The organism is Aeromonas sp. QDB03 (assembly GCF_027707985.1).
Taxonomy (GTDB): domain Bacteria; phylum Pseudomonadota; class Gammaproteobacteria; order Enterobacterales; family Aeromonadaceae; genus Aeromonas; species Aeromonas hydrophila.
In genome coordinates, this window is record NZ_JAPCJG010000005.1 from 100280 (window position 1) to 116017 (window position 15738).

A 15738-nucleotide genomic window follows, 5' to 3' on the forward strand; every position below is an offset into this window, starting at 1 on the left:
GCTCAATCGAGATCGACGGCGCGCACCATGTCGCCATCCTGCACCTTGAGTGCGGCCGCCATCTTGGGCGGGATGATGGCTTCGTGCTTGTCCAGATCGACCCGGATGTTGCCGTAACAGGCGCGGTAGTGCTCGTAGCGGGTATTGCAGACCAGATGGGTCTTGCCACCGATGGGCTCCCCCACCAGCACCCGCAGCTTCTGGCTGCGGCGCACGCTGCGAATGTTCTTCACGTCGCACTCGACGGTGGGGCCGGCATCGAAGATGTCGACATAGCCGCGATTCACGAATCCTTCGTCCTGCAGCATCTTGATGGCTGGGCGGGTCTTCTCGTGGGTCTGACCGATGACGGCGCGCGCCTCGTTGCTCAGCAGATTGACGTAGATGGGGTACTTGGGCATCAGCTCGGCGATGAAGCGCTTCTTGCCGATGCCGGTGAGATAGTCGACGGTGGGAAAATCCATCGAGAAGAAATGCTTTTGCAGCCACTCGTAGAAGGGGCTGTGACCATCGGCATCGGAGACGCCACGCATCTCGGCGAAGACGGTCTCGTCAAACAGCTCGGGGTGTTCGGCCATGAACAGAAAGCGGTGCTTGGAGAGCAGACGGCCGTTGAGCCCCTCGCGGGCGCATTCGCGCAAAAACAGGGTGCAGAGCTCGGAATTGCCGGTGTAGTCGTTGGAGAGGGTGAGGGTTTCCACGACGTTGTAGATGCCGAGCTTGGGGGAAGAATGCACCACCTTGCCGATGTGATAATTGTAGAACGGCTGGGACAGGCCCACGGCCGCATCGATGGCGCAGGTACCGACCATTTCGCCGGTCTCCAGATCCTCGGCGACGAAGAAATAGAGGCAGTCCCCCTTGCCCGCAGGCTTGTCCGAAAAGGTCTGGGTGGAAGCGTCTATCTTGCGCTGCAGCAGTTCATCGTTGACAGGCAACGAGGTCATGCCGGTGCCGGATTCGATGGCACAGGTCTTGAGACCGGCAAAATCTTTTTGCTCGATGGGACGGATAACCAACATAAATGACAACTCCCTTTCATTGACGACAGGTGGGGTCCCGGCTCCTGCCGGGAGGGCTCCCCACCTCAATTTGGATCAGGCGTTAACCACCTGGGCAACCGCTTTTTCGAACCGTACCAGCCCTTCCTTGATGTCCGCTTCCGGAATAACCAGGGACGGCGCAAAACGCACCACGTTGGTGCCGGCGACCAGCGCCATCAGACCCTGGTCGATGGAGGCCAGCAGGAAGTCGCGCGAGCGTCCCTTGTAGTCGTCGTTCAGCACGGCGCCCAGCAGCAGACCCTTGCCGCGCACTTCGCTGAAGCAGTGGTACTTGGCGTTGATGGCCTCGATCCCTTCGCGGAACAGCTGTTCGCGCTGCTTGATGCCATTGAGCACTTCCGGGGTGTTGACCACGTCGATCACTGCCTCGGCCACCGCGCAGGCCAGCGGGTTGCCGCCGTAGGTGGAGCCGTGAGTGCCCACTTTCAGGTGGGAGGCGATCTCGGTGGTGGTCAGCATGGCACCGATGGGGAAGCCGCCGCCCAGCGCCTTGGCGCTGGTGAGGATGTCCGGCGTGACGCCCAGACCCATGTAGGCAAACAGATCGCCGGTACGACCGACGCCGGATTGCACTTCGTCATAGATCAGCAGGGCGTTGTGCTTGTCACACAGCTCGCGCACCCCTTTGGCAAACTCGTCGGTGGGACGAATGATGCCGCCCTCGCCCTGCAGCGGCTCCATCACCACGGCGCAGGTATTGTCGGAGATGACGGCTGCCAGCTCCGCCAGATCGTTGTAGGCCACGTGGGTGATGTCTGCGGGCTTGGGACCGAAACCATCGGAGTAGGCAGCCTGGCCGCCCACGCTGACGGTAAAGAAGGTACGACCGTGGAAGCCCTGGTGGAAGGCGATGATCTGGGTCTTGTGGGCACCGAACTTCTCGATGGCGTAGCGACGGGCCAGCTTGAGGGCGGCTTCGTTGGCTTCGGCACCGGAGTTGCAGAAATAGACCTTGTCGGCGAAGGTGGCGGCGACCAGCTTCTTGGCCAGGCGCAGGGCCGGCTCGTTGGTCATCACGTTGGAGAGGTGCCACAGCTTCTCGCCCTGGGTTTTCAGGGCCTCGACCAGCTTGGGATGGCAATGGCCCAGGCCATTGACGGCGATCCCGCCGGCGAAATCCACATACTCACGGCCTTCCTGATCCCAGACACGTGACCCTTCACCACGCACCGGGATGATCTTGGCGGGCGCATAGTTGGGAACCATCACTTCATCAAACACTTCACGTGTCACTGCCAACAACTCTGACATATTGCTCTCCTTCGATCTGGCGACAGAATAATCCACCGCCCAAAAGTTAAATCCATGTAAACACACCGGCATTGTCACAGAAAAAAAGCTAAAAGTCTGCAACAAAGCGCGTTACAGGGAACAATGTTCGACTGCCCGTGAGATTTTAGGCAACCGCATTGCATAACGGCTCAGGGGGTGTTGGCAAGAGATAATTTGGACAGGGAGGGAGGTGAATAAAGTGTCAGGGAAAATATTTTTGGCCTCCTTTCAATTCTGGGAGGCCGATCACAACTATTCAAGGATTAGCCAAAAAATTGGCCAGCAACTGATGACCCTGCTCGCTCAGAATGCTCTCCGGATGGAACTGAACACCCTCTATATTCAACTGCTTATGGCGCAGTCCCATGATCTCGTCCGGGCTGCCATCGGCATGCTCGCTCCAGGCGGTGATCTCGAGGCAATCGGGCAAGGTATCGCGCTCCACGATGAGCGAATGGTAACGAGTGACCCGCAGCGGGTCGTTGAGCCCCTTGAATACCCCCTCGCCGCGATGGCGAATGAGCGAGGTCTTGCCGTGCATCACCTGACGGGCGCGCACCACCCTGGCACCGAAGGCCTGCGCCAGCGACTGGTGGCCGAGGCAGACGCCGAGAATGGGGAGCTGGCCGGCAAAACGGGAGATGGCCGCCAGCGAAATACCCGCCTCATTGGGGGTGCAGGGACCGGGAGAGATCACCAGATAACGGGGAGAGAGCCGGGCAATGGCGTCCAGCGTCAGCTCGTCATTGCGCTTCACCACTACCTCCTGTCCCAAGGCGCCAAAATATTGCACCAGATTCCAGGTAAAGGAGTCGTAGTTATCGATCAACAACAGCATGGGTCAACCAGAGCAGAGAATTAACGATCCAGATAGCGACCCTGTTCCATTTCACGCTCGCGCTGGCACTCGGCCAGATAGATGGCGGCGGCGATGGCAGGGGTTTTGTGGTGCTTGTCGATGGCATTGGAGACCATCAGTTGCAGGGTATTGAGGTTTTTGGCCTTGCGAAACTTGCGCAGCCAGTGACCCTTGTCACCCAACTCTTCAATCGTGGTATTTGATTCGACAGACATGCTAACTCTTGGGGCAGACGCCCGCGTTTGAAATTGGAAGATGAAATAACGAATAGCAGGTCGGGTAAAACAAAGAAAGCCAGGCAAATACCCAGCTCTCTTCTACTACACCTTCCCAGTATGTCAGGCTCGAGGAACGAAGCCGACTACATCATATACGCTGGCCAGGGTTTTTTCAGCCCTTTCCCGCGCCTTTTGTGCACCGGCCGCCAAAATGGCCTGCAGATGAGCCTCATCCTGACGCAGCTCGTGGAAACGGGCCTGAATCGGCTCCAGCAGGGCAACCACGGCCTCGGCGGTCTCGGTCTTGAGATGACCGTACATCTTGCCTTCGAAATGCTGCTCCAGTTCGGGGATGGAGCGGCCGGTCACCCCGGACATCAGGGTCAGCAGGTTGGAGACCCCCGGCTTGTTTTCCGGATCGAAACGCACCACCGCCGGCTCGTCGGAGTCGGTCACCGCGCGCTTGATCTTCTTGACGATCTGCTTGGGATCTTCCAGCAGGCCGATGAAGTTGGCCTCGTTGTCGTCCGACTTGGACATCTTCTTGGTCGGATCCTGCAGGCTCATCACCCGGGCGCCTTCGGTCGGAATAAAGGGCTCAGGCAGGGTGAACACCTCGCCGTAGAGGTTGTTGAAGCGGGTGCAGATGTCGCGGGTCAGCTCCAGATGCTGCTTCTGATCGTTGCCCACCGGCACCTGATTGGCCTGATAGAGCAGGATGTCGGCCGCCATCAGCACCGGATAACCGAACAGGCCGACGTTGACGTTGTTCTCGAAACGGGCGGACTTGTCCTTGAACTGGGTCATACGCGACAGCTCGCCCATCTGGGTGTAGCAGTTCAGGATCCAGCCAAGCTCGGCGTGCTGCGGTACGTGGGACTGGATGAACACGGTGCTCTTGGCCGGATCGATGCCGACCGCCAGATAGAGGGCGGCGGCATCCAGGCAGGCCTTGCGCAGGGCAGCCGGATCCTGGCGGGTGGTGATGGCGTGCAGATCGACGATGCAGTAAAGGCAGTCGAAGTCATCCTGCAAGTTGACCCACTGACGCAGGGCCCCCATGTAGTTGCCGATGGTCAGCTGGCCCGACGGTTGGGCCCCGCTCAATACGATAGGTTTAGTCATCAGAGTGTTGATCCTTGTTATTCGGCCTGCCTGGCCAGCTTATTCGGCCAGCAGCACGTCGAGCTGGGCAAACTGTTCACATACCCAGTCCGGGCGGGAATCTGCAATGGGACGGCCGTAGTTGTAGCCATAGGTCAGTCCCACCACCTTCATGCCGGCAGCCTGAGCGGCCAGCACGTCATTTTCGGAGTCGCCCACCATCAGGGTGCGCGACGGGCTGACGCCCAGCTCGTGGCAGGCCAGCAGCAGCGGCTCCGGGCTTGGTTTCTTGACAGGCACGCAGTTGCCCCCCAGCCAGAGTGCGAAACAGTCGCTGATGCCGAGGGCATCGAGGATCGGCTGCACGAAGTGACTCGGCTTGTTGGTCACGATCGCCTGCTGGTAACCCAGCGCCTGCAGGCGACGCAGGCTCTGTTCGACCCCGTCATACATGGCCAGCCCTTCCAGCAGGCAGGCCTGATAGTGACGGTCAAACAGCGGACGGGCGCTGGCAAACAGCTCGGGTGCCGCGCGATAGTCCAGCGCACGCTGGATCAGCTTGTCGGCACCGTTGCCAACCCAGGTCCGCACCACGGCCTCGTCGGCCTCGGCCAGCCCGAGTTCGGTCAGCGTACGATTGACCGCCAGCGCCAGTTGCGGGGCGCTGTCGATCAGGGTGCCGTCCAGATCGAACAGCACCAGGTCAAAATCACGTTCAGCGTTTGACATGAGAGAGCTCCGCCCGCATCTCGTCGATCACCGCCTTGTAGTCCGGACGACTGAAGATGGCCGAGCCGGCCACGAACATGTCGGCGCCAGCCTGGGCAATTTCACGAATGTTGTCGACCTTGACCCCGCCGTCGATCTCGAGGCGAATGTCGCGGCCGCTCTCGTCGATGAGGCGACGCACCTGGCGCAGCTTGTCGAGGGTGCCGGGGATGAAGCTCTGGCCACCAAAGCCCGGGTTGACCGACATCAGCAGGATCACGTCCAGCTTGTCCATCACGTACTCCAGGCAGGTGAGCGGCGTGGCCGGGTTCAGCACCAGACCTGCCTGGCAGCCCTGCTCCTTGATGAGGCCCAGGGAGCGGTCGACGTGGTCGGACGCTTCCGGATGGAAGGTGATGAGGGAAGCACCTGCCTTGGCAAAGTCGGGAATGATGCGATCCACCGGCTTGACCATCAGGTGCACGTCGATGGGGGCTTCGATACCGTAGTCACGCAGGGCCTGGCAGACCATGGGGCCTATGGTCAGGTTGGGCACATAATGGTTGTCCATCACGTCGAAATGGACCACGTCGGCACCGGCGGCCAGCACCTTGGCGACATCGTCCCCCAGACGGGCAAAGTCGGCGGAGAGGATCGAGGGGGCAATCAGAAAGTCTTTCATCAGCGTCATCCATTGGCAGCGTGGCAGAAAAAGCGGCGCAATTTTACCGTAAACGGACGCTGAAAACGACCCGCACACGGTACGGAAAAAGCAAACGCCATCATCACCGCAAACGGACGCTGAAAACGACCCGCACAGGGTACGGAAAAAGCGAACGCCATCATCGCCGCAAACGGACGCTGAAAACGGCCTGCACACGATACGGAAAAAGCGAACGCCATCATCACCGCAAACAGGCACTGAAAACGGCCCGCACGCGGTACGGAAAAAGCGAACGCCATCATTGGCCGCAGCAGACATAAAAAACGGCACCCCGAGGCGCCGTCTGTGTCAGCCGAGTGGCGCCAGTTCGGCGTCGCTCGGGTAGTAGCCCTGCTCCGGCTCGATGCCGGGCGGATAGAGCGCCAGCAACTCGGCCACCTTGTTGCGGGTGCCGCCGTTGCGGCTGATGGTGCGCTTGACCAGGATTTCGTCGAGGCGGGCGCCGCGATAAAGCTCGCGGGTCAGCTCGATGTCATGGTTGCTGATGAGCACGGGCACCCCTTTACGCGCCGCGGTGTGGCGGGCCAGCCTGGCCAGCACGGCCTGATCGTCCAGGGTGAAACCACCAGCCGAATAGGTGGTGAAGCTCGCCGTAGTGGAGAGCGGCGCATAGGGGGGATCGCAATAGATGACCCAATCCTCTTCCGCGCGCTGGATGGCATCGGCATAGCTTTCACAGATGAAGGTCGCCTTCTGCGCCTTCTCGGCGAAGGCCCACAGCTCTTTTTCCGGGAAATAGGGCTTCTTGTAGGAACCGAACGGGACGTTGAAGCCCCCCTTCTTGTTGTACCGGCACAGGCCGTTGAAACCGTGTCGATTCAGAAACAGGAACAGCAGGGCGCGCTCGAAGCTGGTGTCGGTCTGGTTGAACTGGGTGCGCAGCCGGTAATAAGCCGCCTTGTGGTTGTGCTCGGTCACGAACAGCTTGCGCGATTCAGCGATGAACCGATCCGGCGTCAACTTGAGATGATTGTAAAGACCGATCAGATCCGGATTGATGTCATTGAGCACATAGGCGTCGTAGTCGGTGTTGAGAAACACGGACCCGGCCCCGACGAAGGGCTCCAGCAACACACGCCCGGCCGGCAAACGCTCGGCAATCTCTTCAACCAGGGAGTATTTTCCCCCGGCCCATTTTAAAAAAGCGCGTGTTTTTTTCATGGAAATCCGGTGTTAAGAAGGCATCGACCAAAAAAGGGGGACGATTCTACCCCCTTCCCGGTCAAAATGGCTATTGCTTCAACTCTTTTTGTACCTGCGCAAACGACTTGGGCCAGGGTTGACCCTTCAGCAAGGCGGGCGACAGCTTGCGAATGGCGGCCTTGGCCTGGTTGCTGCTGGCGTAGTCCCCCTGCAGCACCACGTACCAGGGGCTGCCGCGGAACTTGGTCTGATAGACCCAGATCTTGCCGGCCAGGCCATTTTCGGCCACGAACTTGTCGACCGCCTTGGTGTTGCTCGCACCCATCAGCTGGATGCTGTAGTGGTTTCTGGGCTTCTTGTTCAGAGTGGCAGCGGGGGTCAGCGCCACCTTGGGAGCAGGTACCGCTACCGGTTCAACCGCGACTGGCTTGGCCACCGGCTTGCTGGCCGCTGGCGTGGGTTGGGCCTTGGCGGTGTTTGCCGGCTGGGCAGTCTGAGCGGTGGCATTGGGTGTGACAGCCTGCTCGGCAGGAGCAACCTGAGTGGCCACCGCTTGCGAATCGGCGCCAGTCAGCTCATCCACCACCGCTGTGGGCAGTGCGCCGCTGACGTTGGGCTGCTTCATCAGCTTCTCGACCACCTCGTCGGAGATCACCACCCGGCGTCCTTCGTAGTTGGTCGATTCGGTGGTCACGGTGTCGCTCTCCACCGCCTTGGGCAATACCTTGGCATCCGGCTGCCAGTCGCGTACCACGCCGCCGGGATTGCTGGCGGCGCCATCACTGGCCGCACTCTGGCTACCGTTCTGGCTGGTGTTGCTGCCACCGATGGTCAGCGGATCGCCACCCGAGACGGGGATGGGCAACGCCGTGGTTTGGGTGGGCTCGGGGGCAGAACTCTTGCTGTCGCCGCCAAACAGGGCCGGCAGCAGATAACTCAGCGCCAGCAGACCGCCGGCCAACAGGGCCAGCAGGGTCGCAATCTTCTTGACGGGCAACTCGGCCTGACGTTTCTTGGGCCTTCTGTCGGTCATGATATCCTCCAGTAACTGCATGATGGTGGACGGATGTCCATTTGCCACTTTCAGGATCTCTTCCACTTTCGGCTTGGGCAAGAGGGCTGTCGGGATCTTGAGCTCTTTGGCCTTCTCATACAAGAAGATGCGTTGTTCGGGCGCACCAAGCGGCGCGACTTCCAGCTCCAGCGCGGGCATGGCCCGCCCTTTCAGCTGCGCCTTCTGATTGCGACACCAGACGTCACTGCCGGAGAGCACGATGGCCAACTGATGGGGGATCTTCAGGGTATCGTTGTGACGACACAGGCTCCACAGCTCGCCGACCAGCTCGGCAGGCAGCTCGTCGGCCCGCTCAATGAGCAGCAGCAGGGTGGCGGGTTTGCCTTCCAGCATGCGGAAAAAGCTGTCTGCCAGCGCATCCTGCGGGTTGAACAACGGCCGGGCCACCACCTGGGGCAGCAACAGCTGGCGCACGTCCACCATCTTCATGGCGGGACTGCCGATCAGGCTGACCACCCGCACTTTTTCCGGCAACGCTCCCAGCAGGGATTCGCACAAAGTGCCACGGCCACTGCCGGGTTTGCCGGAGAGAAAGATAAAAGGGTGATTGAATTCAATCAGATGCAGCAGCCGGTCAACCAGCTGCCGCTGGGAGGGAAATTTCAGCAGTTTATTCGTCACGACCAGACTCGATCACCGCCAGCAGTTCAGCATCGGAGACATCAGCCACCACCTGGGCATGACCTATGCCGACCGGCAGCACCAGACGCAGTTTGCCTTCCAGCACCTTCTTGTCGCGGCGCATGTGACGAATGAAGGCCGCAAAATCCATCTCTGACGGCGCCTGCACCGGCAGATTGGCCGCCAGCAGCAAGGCCCGGATACGGTCTACCTGTTGCTCGGTCACGTCCCCACGGGCCAGGGCGGTATTGGCGGCCAGCATGGTGCCTGCCGCCACGGCTTCGCCGTGCAGCCAGTTGCCATAGCCCTTCTCGGCTTCAATGGCATGCCCAAAAGTGTGGCCCAGGTTAAGCAGGGCACGCACACCGTGTTCGGTCTCGTCCTGGCCAACCACATCGGCCTTGATCTCGCAGCAGCGGCGGATGGCGTAGGCCAGCGCAGCCGGCTCCTGCGCCTGCAGACGGGACATGTTGGCTTCGAGCCAGCAGAAGAATTCGACATCCCAGATGATGCCGTATTTGATCACCTCGGCCATGCCGGCGGCAAATTCGCGGGCAGGCAGGGTCTGGAGACACTCGGTATCGATCACGACGTGTCTGGGCTGATAGAAGGCCCCGATCATGTTCTTGCCGAGGGGGTGGTTGACGGCGGTCTTGCCACCAACGGAGGAATCAACCTGGGAGAGCAGTGTGGTAGGCACTTGAATGAACGGAATGCCACGTTGATAGCTTGCAGCAGCGAAGCCGACAACGTCCCCTATCACACCGCCACCCAGGGCAATCAGAGTGGTATCACGACCATGGTTGGTTTCCAGCAGAGCGGACATGATCCGCTCAAAGGTAGCCAGGGTCTTGTAGGCCTCACCATCCGGCAGGATCAGGTGTTCAACCTGATAGCCCGACAGCAACTGGACAATCCGCTCAAGATACAAGGGCGCAACCACTGTGTTGGTCACAATCATGACCCGCTTGCCCTTGATGGTTTGCGTCAGCACCTCTGCGTGCTGCAACAGACCTGCGGCTATCTCGATGGGATAGCTGCGTTCACCCAGTTCGACCTTCAACCTTTCCATGGACGTCCTCTATATTACATGCCGATCAACTTAACGATTTGATTGGCAACAACTTTAGCGCTCTGGTCATCAGTCTGGATGACAAAGTCAGCCACTTCTTCATACAGGGCGTTGCGTTCTTGTGCCAGACGCTCGAGTACTTCGCGCGGCGGCTCTTCGGTTTGCAGCAAGGGGCGACGCTTATCTCTTTGCGTACGTGCCAGTTGCTTCTCAATGGTGGTTTCGAGGTACACCACGATGCCGCGAGCAGAGAGCTTGTTGCGTGTTTCACGGCTCTTGATGGCACCGCCACCCGTCGCCAGCACGATACCCTGCTGTTCGGAAAGGTCACCGATGACCTTCTCTTCGCGGATCCGGAAACCCTCTTCGCCTTCAACATCGAACACCCAGCCGATATCGGCACCACTGCGGCGCTCAATCTCATGATCTGAGTCGAAAAACTCCATATGCAGTTGTTCTGCCAGATGTCTACCTATGGTGCTCTTGCCCGCACCCATGGGACCTATCAGGAAAATATTGCGTTTCTCAGCCATGTCTTTTCGTTAGTAATTACAAACTGTACGACCCCGACAAACTCTCGATCGGGGTACCTATGAACCTTATCTTGCGATGGATCAGGAGGGGGATTATCTCAATAGAAATCAGGACTGGCAACCGCAGCCCTTACGCCCCAGCCTCATTGGGGCGTAAGGTTATATGTGTTTTACCTTCACATGTAAAGTCTTCAGAAGGCGTCGGTGACTATCTTCGGCGTCACGAAAATCAGCAGCTCGCGCTTTTTGTTCTCGCTGGTTGTCTTGCGAAACAACACCCCCAGACCCGGGATGTCACCCAGCAGGGGCACCTTGGTGACGTCGCTCTTGATGGTCTGTTGATAGATGCCACCAAGCACTAACGTCTCGCCATTGTTGACCAGCACCTGGGTGGTGATGGACTGGGCGTTGATGGAGACGGCATCACCGGTACCGGTCGGCACGGTTTCACCCTTGGTATCCTGGGTCACGGTCAAATCCAGGATCACCCTGTTGTCGGGGGTGATCTGCGGCGTCACCTTGAGGCTCAGCACCGCCTTCTTGAAGGTGACCGAAGTTGCCCCGCTGGAAGAGGACTCCACATAGGGGATCTCGGTACCCTGTTCGATCAGCGCCGGCTTCTGGTTGGCCGTGGTGACCCGGGGACTGGCAATGATCTCGGCCTTGCTCTCTTTCTCAAGGGCCGACAGCTCGAGATCCAGCAAGGTACCATCCGCCAGCCGCGCCACCTGGAAGGCCAGGGTGCCGGCGGCGTTGGTCACCGGCAGATTGACGTTCAGCCGATCGTCCACCCCAGGTCGGGTGATGGTCGAGCCGCCATTGTTGTTGCCGGAGCCGTCATTGCCCTCGATGGTGCCCGAGGTACTGTTGCCGTGACCGTCATTCTTGGTTACCCCCCAACGCACCCCGAGCGCCTCGTCAAAGCCGTCATCAATGGTCACCATCCGCGCCTCGATCACCACCTGCTTGACCGGAATATCCAGGATATCCAGCATGCGCTTGATGTTGCTGATGACGTCGGCAGTGTCCTTGACCACCAGCACGTTGGTCCGCTCATCAACACTCACCGCCCCCTTGGAAGAGAGCAGCTTGGTGCTCTCGGACGAGAGCAGCGCCGCTACTTCGGATGCCTTGGCATAGTTGATTTGCAGATACTCGGTATAAAGCGGTGCCAGATCGGCGACCTGGTTGCGGCTCTCCAGCTGCTGTTTCTCGCGAGCGGCAATCTCTTCGGCTGGCGCGACCAGCAGGATGTTGTTGTCCAACCGCTTGTCGAGCCCCCGCACCTTCAAGATGATGTCGAGTGCCTGCTCCCAGGGCACCCCGTCCAGCCGCAGGGTGATGTTGCCCGACACCGAATCCGTGGTCACCAGATTGAGGTTGTTGAAATCCGCGATGAGCTGCAGCACGGTTCTCACCGGGATATCCTGGAAATTGAGAGAGATGGGTTTGCCCTGATACTGCTTGCCGGCAGTCGCCGCGCTGCGCTTTTTCACCTCGACGATGAACATCTTGTCCGCCTGATCGTAACGGTAATCAAACTGGCCGTTGACCGAGAGTTCAAACAAGGTGTCGTTACCCTGGCGGAACACCTCAACCTGAGAGACAGGGGTAGCAAAATCCTGCACGTTGATCAGATTAAGCAAATCGTCCGGTACCCGGGTGCCGTGAAACTTGGCAAGCACCGTCTGGCCACGGCTGCTGACGTCAACGGCGGCGGAGCTGTTATCCAGCGTCACCAGAAATTCCCCCTGCCCGTCCTTGCCACGCCTGAAATCGACCCCTTTCACGGAATTGAAGTAGGCACCGCTGGCCGCCGTCTGTGGTGATGGCAAGACCGGCTTGCTGGCCACGGGCGCTGCCACTGGAACGCTCTGGCGAGCAAGCTGCTGACTGTTGATCAGTGCGGACGAGGCTGCCGGCTGGGTATTGATAAGTGCAGACGAGGTCGGCTGGGGGGCCACCAGTCCAGAGGATGCTGTGGTGGCTGGCAGCGGCATGGCTGTTTTTTTCTCCCAGTGCCACCAACAACTTGTTGCCCTGCTGATGCACCTGATAGGGGGTCAGTTGATCGAGGGCGATCTTGATATCGAGACCTGCCCCCTTGCCCTCAACCTTGAGGTTGTCCACCCCTTGCTGCTTGATGGGCAAGGGGTTCACGTTGAGTGCTCCCACTGCCCCCGGCACATGCAGCAGCAGTTGGTTGGGTTCATAGGAGAGACGATCGGTAAATCCGCTGACCGGTTCACTGAAACTCAACTCCAGCAACAGCTGATCGGCCATCAGCGGATTGACCTTGACCTCCTGCAGGGTTGCCACAGCCCAGGCCTGGCTCCATGCTCCGGCGCAAAACAGCAGGGTAACTCGGGCTACCATACCTATTGTTGTTTTCATCGCATCATCCCTGATTATCGTTTTGCTTCAAGATTGGCCATGCCCAGCTGAGTTTCTCGAGTCACCCAGCATCCTTTGCCATCCGGTATAGTCTCAATCAAATCCACGTAGGTGTCAGTGATCCTGATCACCCGTCCTTGATCCAGTCCCATGTGTTGATTGAGACCCACCCGGATGGATTGACCATCAGGAGTCCTGATCAAGGCCCACAACTGTCCCTGCTTGCCAAGTGAGCCCTGCATGCTCAGGCTGGCCAGTGAATAGCGCTCCAGTACTTCTTTCTCCCTGTTGGCCACTATCTGGGCGCAATCCGGCTTCACCTTGGCATCCACCTTGGCACTGCTGGTTTCAGGCTGGGGGGCGATGAAGGGGCTGCGCTGATCGCTGAGGTGATAAGCCATGGGGGAAAAGGGTTTGATTTCGGGAAGAGGCTCGATGGGTACTGGTTTTCTGGCCTTGGTTGCGGCCACATAGTTGTCCATGTCGTCCTGCCCACCGCAGGCGGTCAACAACAGGGCAGGCAACAGCACGCAGAGTAGCTTCATTTGGTCTGCCCCACGGTTTTGCCATTGTATTTGTAAGTTTTGGCCAGCATCGACATGGCAATCATGTCACCCTGCTCCTTGCCCTGTCCCAGCGTGAACGATTCCAGGATGACGATACGCGGCAAGGCCGCCATGTCGGCCGTGAACTTGCCTATCTCATGATAAGTGCCCACTACTTCGATTCGCATGGGCAGCTCGGTGGAGAACTCGTGTTTGATCTCGGGCTCCCAATTGATGCGATTCAATTTGAGCCCATTGTCGGTAGCAATGAAACTGATGTCATCCAGCAATCCGGCCACTTCGTGAGTATTCGGCAACTGCTTGAGCTGGGTATCAACCAACTGTTCGAGCTGCACCATCTGCGTCTTGTAGGCACCGAGGTTGGCTGCCAGCATCGCCTTGCTCTCGAACTGCGCCTTGAGTTCGGCCTCCTCGTTGGTTTCCTGGGTCAACAGGGTCAGTGAGTTGGCAATCACGTAGTAATAGATGGCTCCCCCCAGCAAGGCACAGAAGAACAGGATGAAAATCCCCTTGGCCAGCTTGGGCCAGCTGGCAATGTTGTTGAGATCCAGTTCGTTGAGCTGTTGTAGATTCATTGCTGCTCCTTAGCCACATCGACCGTGGCACCTGCCGCACCCGCGACCTGGAACATCATGGAGAACTGGCTGAGCGAAACGGGCGCCACATCGGCCGCAAAAATCGTGCTGATCTGCGACTGCCCCAGCCAGCCGGAGCCATCGATACGACGCATCATGCTGGCTACCCTGCCATAGGCCTCGGTCTTGCCATTCACATCTATTTGGTTGTTCTGCAAGGCAAGCGTATTGAGGTAAACCCCGTTGGGAACCAGCGAAGGCAACTGGTTGAACAGACGAACCGGCAGATTGCGACGCATCTGCAGGTGTTCGATCAATTGCATGCGATCGATCAGCTCCTTACGTCGCTCCTTGAGCAGGCGGATCTCACCAAGCTGGGCATCGAGGATGGTCATCTCCTGCTGCAAACGCTGGTTGCGCTGCTGCTGATGGCCTATCTGCTGCTCTACCAGCCAGTCGGCGGCAAAGCCGAGTGAAGCCGTGATGGCCATGAAGATGCCCAGCATGACCCCGAATTGCTTTTTCTGCCGCTGGGCCCTGGCCTCACGCCAGGGCAGGAGGTTTATATTTGACATGGCGTGAAGCTCCTCAATGCCAGACCCAGCGCCGTCATGAACTTGGCACCGTGGACCGCCCCCTCCCCTTTCGGCTTGCCGAACAGGGCAAAGGGATCAGGATGCAATACCTCACAGTTCAACTCGTTGCCGACCTGGGCCACCAGCCCGGGTAGCAGGCTTCCACCGCCGGTGAGCACCAGTCTGGAAAGCTCCCTGTGTCCGGAAGAGCTGCAAAACAGCTGCACGTTCCGCCTGACTTGCTGCAGCAGGGCATTCATATGGGGCAGCAACACATCCAGTTCGTGATCAACCGGCAGCTTGCCTTGCAACTTGGCTTGCTCGGCATCATCCAGCGACAGGTTGTAGAAAGAGGCCAGCGCCTGACTATATTGATCGCCACCGAAGTTTTGCAGGCGTGAGTAGATAACCTCTCCCTTTACCAGTGCAGCAAAGGTCATGGCGCTCGCTCCGATATCAATAACGCCGACCGGTTTCTCCCACTCCTGCAGCTCCGGCAGGCAGGCAAGCACGGCGCGGCCCAGTGCGTGGGCGCCCACATCCACCACCTTGGTGGTCATGTCGGCTTCCGCCAGCGCGGTCACCCGCCCGCTCACGCTCTCGGTGCGGGCCGCACTCAACAACACTTCGCGGCGCTCCTGATCGTTGACCTTGCCCAGAATTTCAAAATCCAGGCTCACTTCATCTAGGGGAAAGGGGATGAGTTGTTCGGCCTCGAGCTGAACCTGATTCTCCAGCTCGTTCTCACCCAGCGCGGCATCCACCTGAATGACTTTGGTGATAACGTTGGAACCGGTGACGGCAGTCGCAACATACTGGCTGCTGCCGGAGATGAGGCGCTTGAGGGCCTTGAGAGACTGGCTGACCCGTTCGATATCCTGCAGCTGATAATCGACCAGAGTGCCTTTGGGAGTGGCAACTTCGGCCACCGATTCGAGATGCAGTTTGCCGGGACGACCGGTAATGGTCACGGCCTTGATGGTCTGGCTGCCAAAATCAATACCCGCCAGAGGAAGCAGAGAACCTTTGTTGAATAGCCCAAACATATACACATCCATGCGTTATTGGGTTTTAGGATTGATTGTAGGACAGCTAATCAGAAGATGATGACTTAACTCATCCTAAATGCTCTATCTATCAATGTCATAAAGTTTATGCCGAAAAGTGATACAACTCGCTTTCCGGCTGCCCCTCGCCTCCCCTTGGTTATTGAGCCACAGAATGCTAACCTCCCG

Annotated in this window: 16 protein-coding genes and 1 pseudogene; all 17 read right to left on the reverse strand. The window is 58.8% G+C overall.

The annotated features are described in order from the left end of the window. Nucleotides 1-2 precede the first annotated feature (2 nt). The 17 genes and pseudogenes from astA to tapM all read right to left on the reverse strand — a co-directional run bounded on the left by astA (nucleotide 3) and on the right by tapM (nucleotide 15561). On the reverse strand, nucleotides 3-1022 hold the full coding sequence (astA, locus tag PG900_RS13915; RefSeq protein ID WP_011706956.1) for an arginine N-succinyltransferase: 1020 nt from the start codon (nucleotides 1020-1022) through the stop codon (nucleotides 3-5). A gap of 75 nt (nucleotides 1023-1097) precedes the next feature. Then, nucleotides 1098-2315 carry an aspartate aminotransferase family protein gene (locus tag PG900_RS13920; protein ID WP_041218447.1) on the reverse strand — a complete coding sequence of 406 codons (1218 nt, stop codon included), beginning with the start codon at nucleotides 2313-2315 and terminating at the stop codon, nucleotides 1098-1100. 277 nt (nucleotides 2316-2592) lie between these two features. Next, nucleotides 2593-3174, reverse strand: a complete 582-nt coding sequence (locus PG900_RS13925; protein ID WP_029304205.1) for an aminodeoxychorismate synthase component II — start codon at nucleotides 3172-3174, stop codon at nucleotides 2593-2595. 20 nt (nucleotides 3175-3194) lie between these two features. Further along, nucleotides 3195-3410: a hypothetical protein gene (locus tag PG900_RS13930; RefSeq protein ID WP_011706959.1), complete on the reverse strand. Its 216-nt coding sequence runs from the start codon at nucleotides 3408-3410 to the stop codon at nucleotides 3195-3197. 123 nt (nucleotides 3411-3533) lie between these two features. Further along, nucleotides 3534-4538, reverse strand: a complete 1005-nt coding sequence (trpS, locus tag PG900_RS13935; RefSeq protein WP_106553132.1) for a tryptophan--tRNA ligase — start codon at nucleotides 4536-4538, stop codon at nucleotides 3534-3536. Between the two features lie 39 nt (nucleotides 4539-4577). Then, nucleotides 4578-5246, reverse strand: a complete 669-nt coding sequence (locus PG900_RS13940) for a phosphoglycolate phosphatase (protein WP_106553133.1) — start codon at nucleotides 5244-5246, stop codon at nucleotides 4578-4580. Then, nucleotides 5233-5907, reverse strand: coding sequence for a ribulose-phosphate 3-epimerase (gene rpe / locus PG900_RS13945; RefSeq protein WP_016351625.1), 675 nt, complete (start codon nucleotides 5905-5907; stop codon nucleotides 5233-5235). Before rpe ends, PG900_RS13940 begins: the two co-directional genes overlap by 14 nt. Nucleotides 5908-5912: 5 nt before the next feature. Beyond that, nucleotides 5913-6191: a hypothetical protein gene (locus PG900_RS13950; RefSeq protein ID WP_199796096.1), complete on the reverse strand. Its 279-nt coding sequence runs from the start codon at nucleotides 6189-6191 to the stop codon at nucleotides 5913-5915. 46 nt (nucleotides 6192-6237) lie between these two features. Then, complete coding sequence (locus tag PG900_RS13955; protein ID WP_011706963.1) at nucleotides 6238-7110, reverse strand: Dam family site-specific DNA-(adenine-N6)-methyltransferase; 873 nt, start codon at nucleotides 7108-7110, stop codon at nucleotides 6238-6240. A 70-nt stretch (nucleotides 7111-7180) separates the two neighbouring features. Further along, complete coding sequence (locus PG900_RS13960; protein ID WP_270831643.1) at nucleotides 7181-8788, reverse strand: SPOR domain-containing protein; 1608 nt, start codon at nucleotides 8786-8788, stop codon at nucleotides 7181-7183. Next, nucleotides 8778-9860 carry a 3-dehydroquinate synthase gene (aroB, locus tag PG900_RS13965; protein WP_085735549.1) on the reverse strand — a complete coding sequence of 361 codons (1083 nt, stop codon included), beginning with the start codon at nucleotides 9858-9860 and terminating at the stop codon, nucleotides 8778-8780. The genes PG900_RS13960 and aroB overlap by 11 nt, the downstream gene beginning before the upstream one ends. Before the next feature lie 14 nt (nucleotides 9861-9874). Beyond that, nucleotides 9875-10393, reverse strand: a complete 519-nt coding sequence (aroK, locus tag PG900_RS13970) for a shikimate kinase AroK (RefSeq protein ID WP_005298388.1) — start codon at nucleotides 10391-10393, stop codon at nucleotides 9875-9877. Nucleotides 10394-10584: 191 nt separating this feature from the next. Beyond that, nucleotides 10585-12787 (reverse strand): annotated as a pseudogene (pilQ, locus tag PG900_RS13975) (type IV pilus secretin PilQ). Between the two features lie 14 nt (nucleotides 12788-12801). Continuing rightward, complete coding sequence (locus PG900_RS13980; protein WP_011706967.1) at nucleotides 12802-13332, reverse strand: pilus assembly protein PilP; 531 nt, start codon at nucleotides 13330-13332, stop codon at nucleotides 12802-12804. Further along, complete coding sequence (tapO, locus tag PG900_RS13985) at nucleotides 13329-13928, reverse strand: PilO family type IV pilus biogenesis protein TapO (RefSeq protein ID WP_270831645.1); 600 nt, start codon at nucleotides 13926-13928, stop codon at nucleotides 13329-13331. The genes PG900_RS13980 and tapO overlap by 4 nt, the downstream gene beginning before the upstream one ends. Then, nucleotides 13925-14503, reverse strand: coding sequence for a PilN family type IV pilus biogenesis protein TapN (tapN, locus tag PG900_RS13990; protein WP_270797816.1), 579 nt, complete (start codon nucleotides 14501-14503; stop codon nucleotides 13925-13927). Before tapN ends, tapO begins: the two co-directional genes overlap by 4 nt. After that, nucleotides 14491-15561, reverse strand: a complete 1071-nt coding sequence (gene tapM, locus PG900_RS13995; RefSeq protein WP_029299362.1) for a PilM family type IVa pilus assembly protein TapM — start codon at nucleotides 15559-15561, stop codon at nucleotides 14491-14493. Before tapM ends, tapN begins: the two co-directional genes overlap by 13 nt. Nucleotides 15562-15738 lie beyond the last annotated feature (177 nt).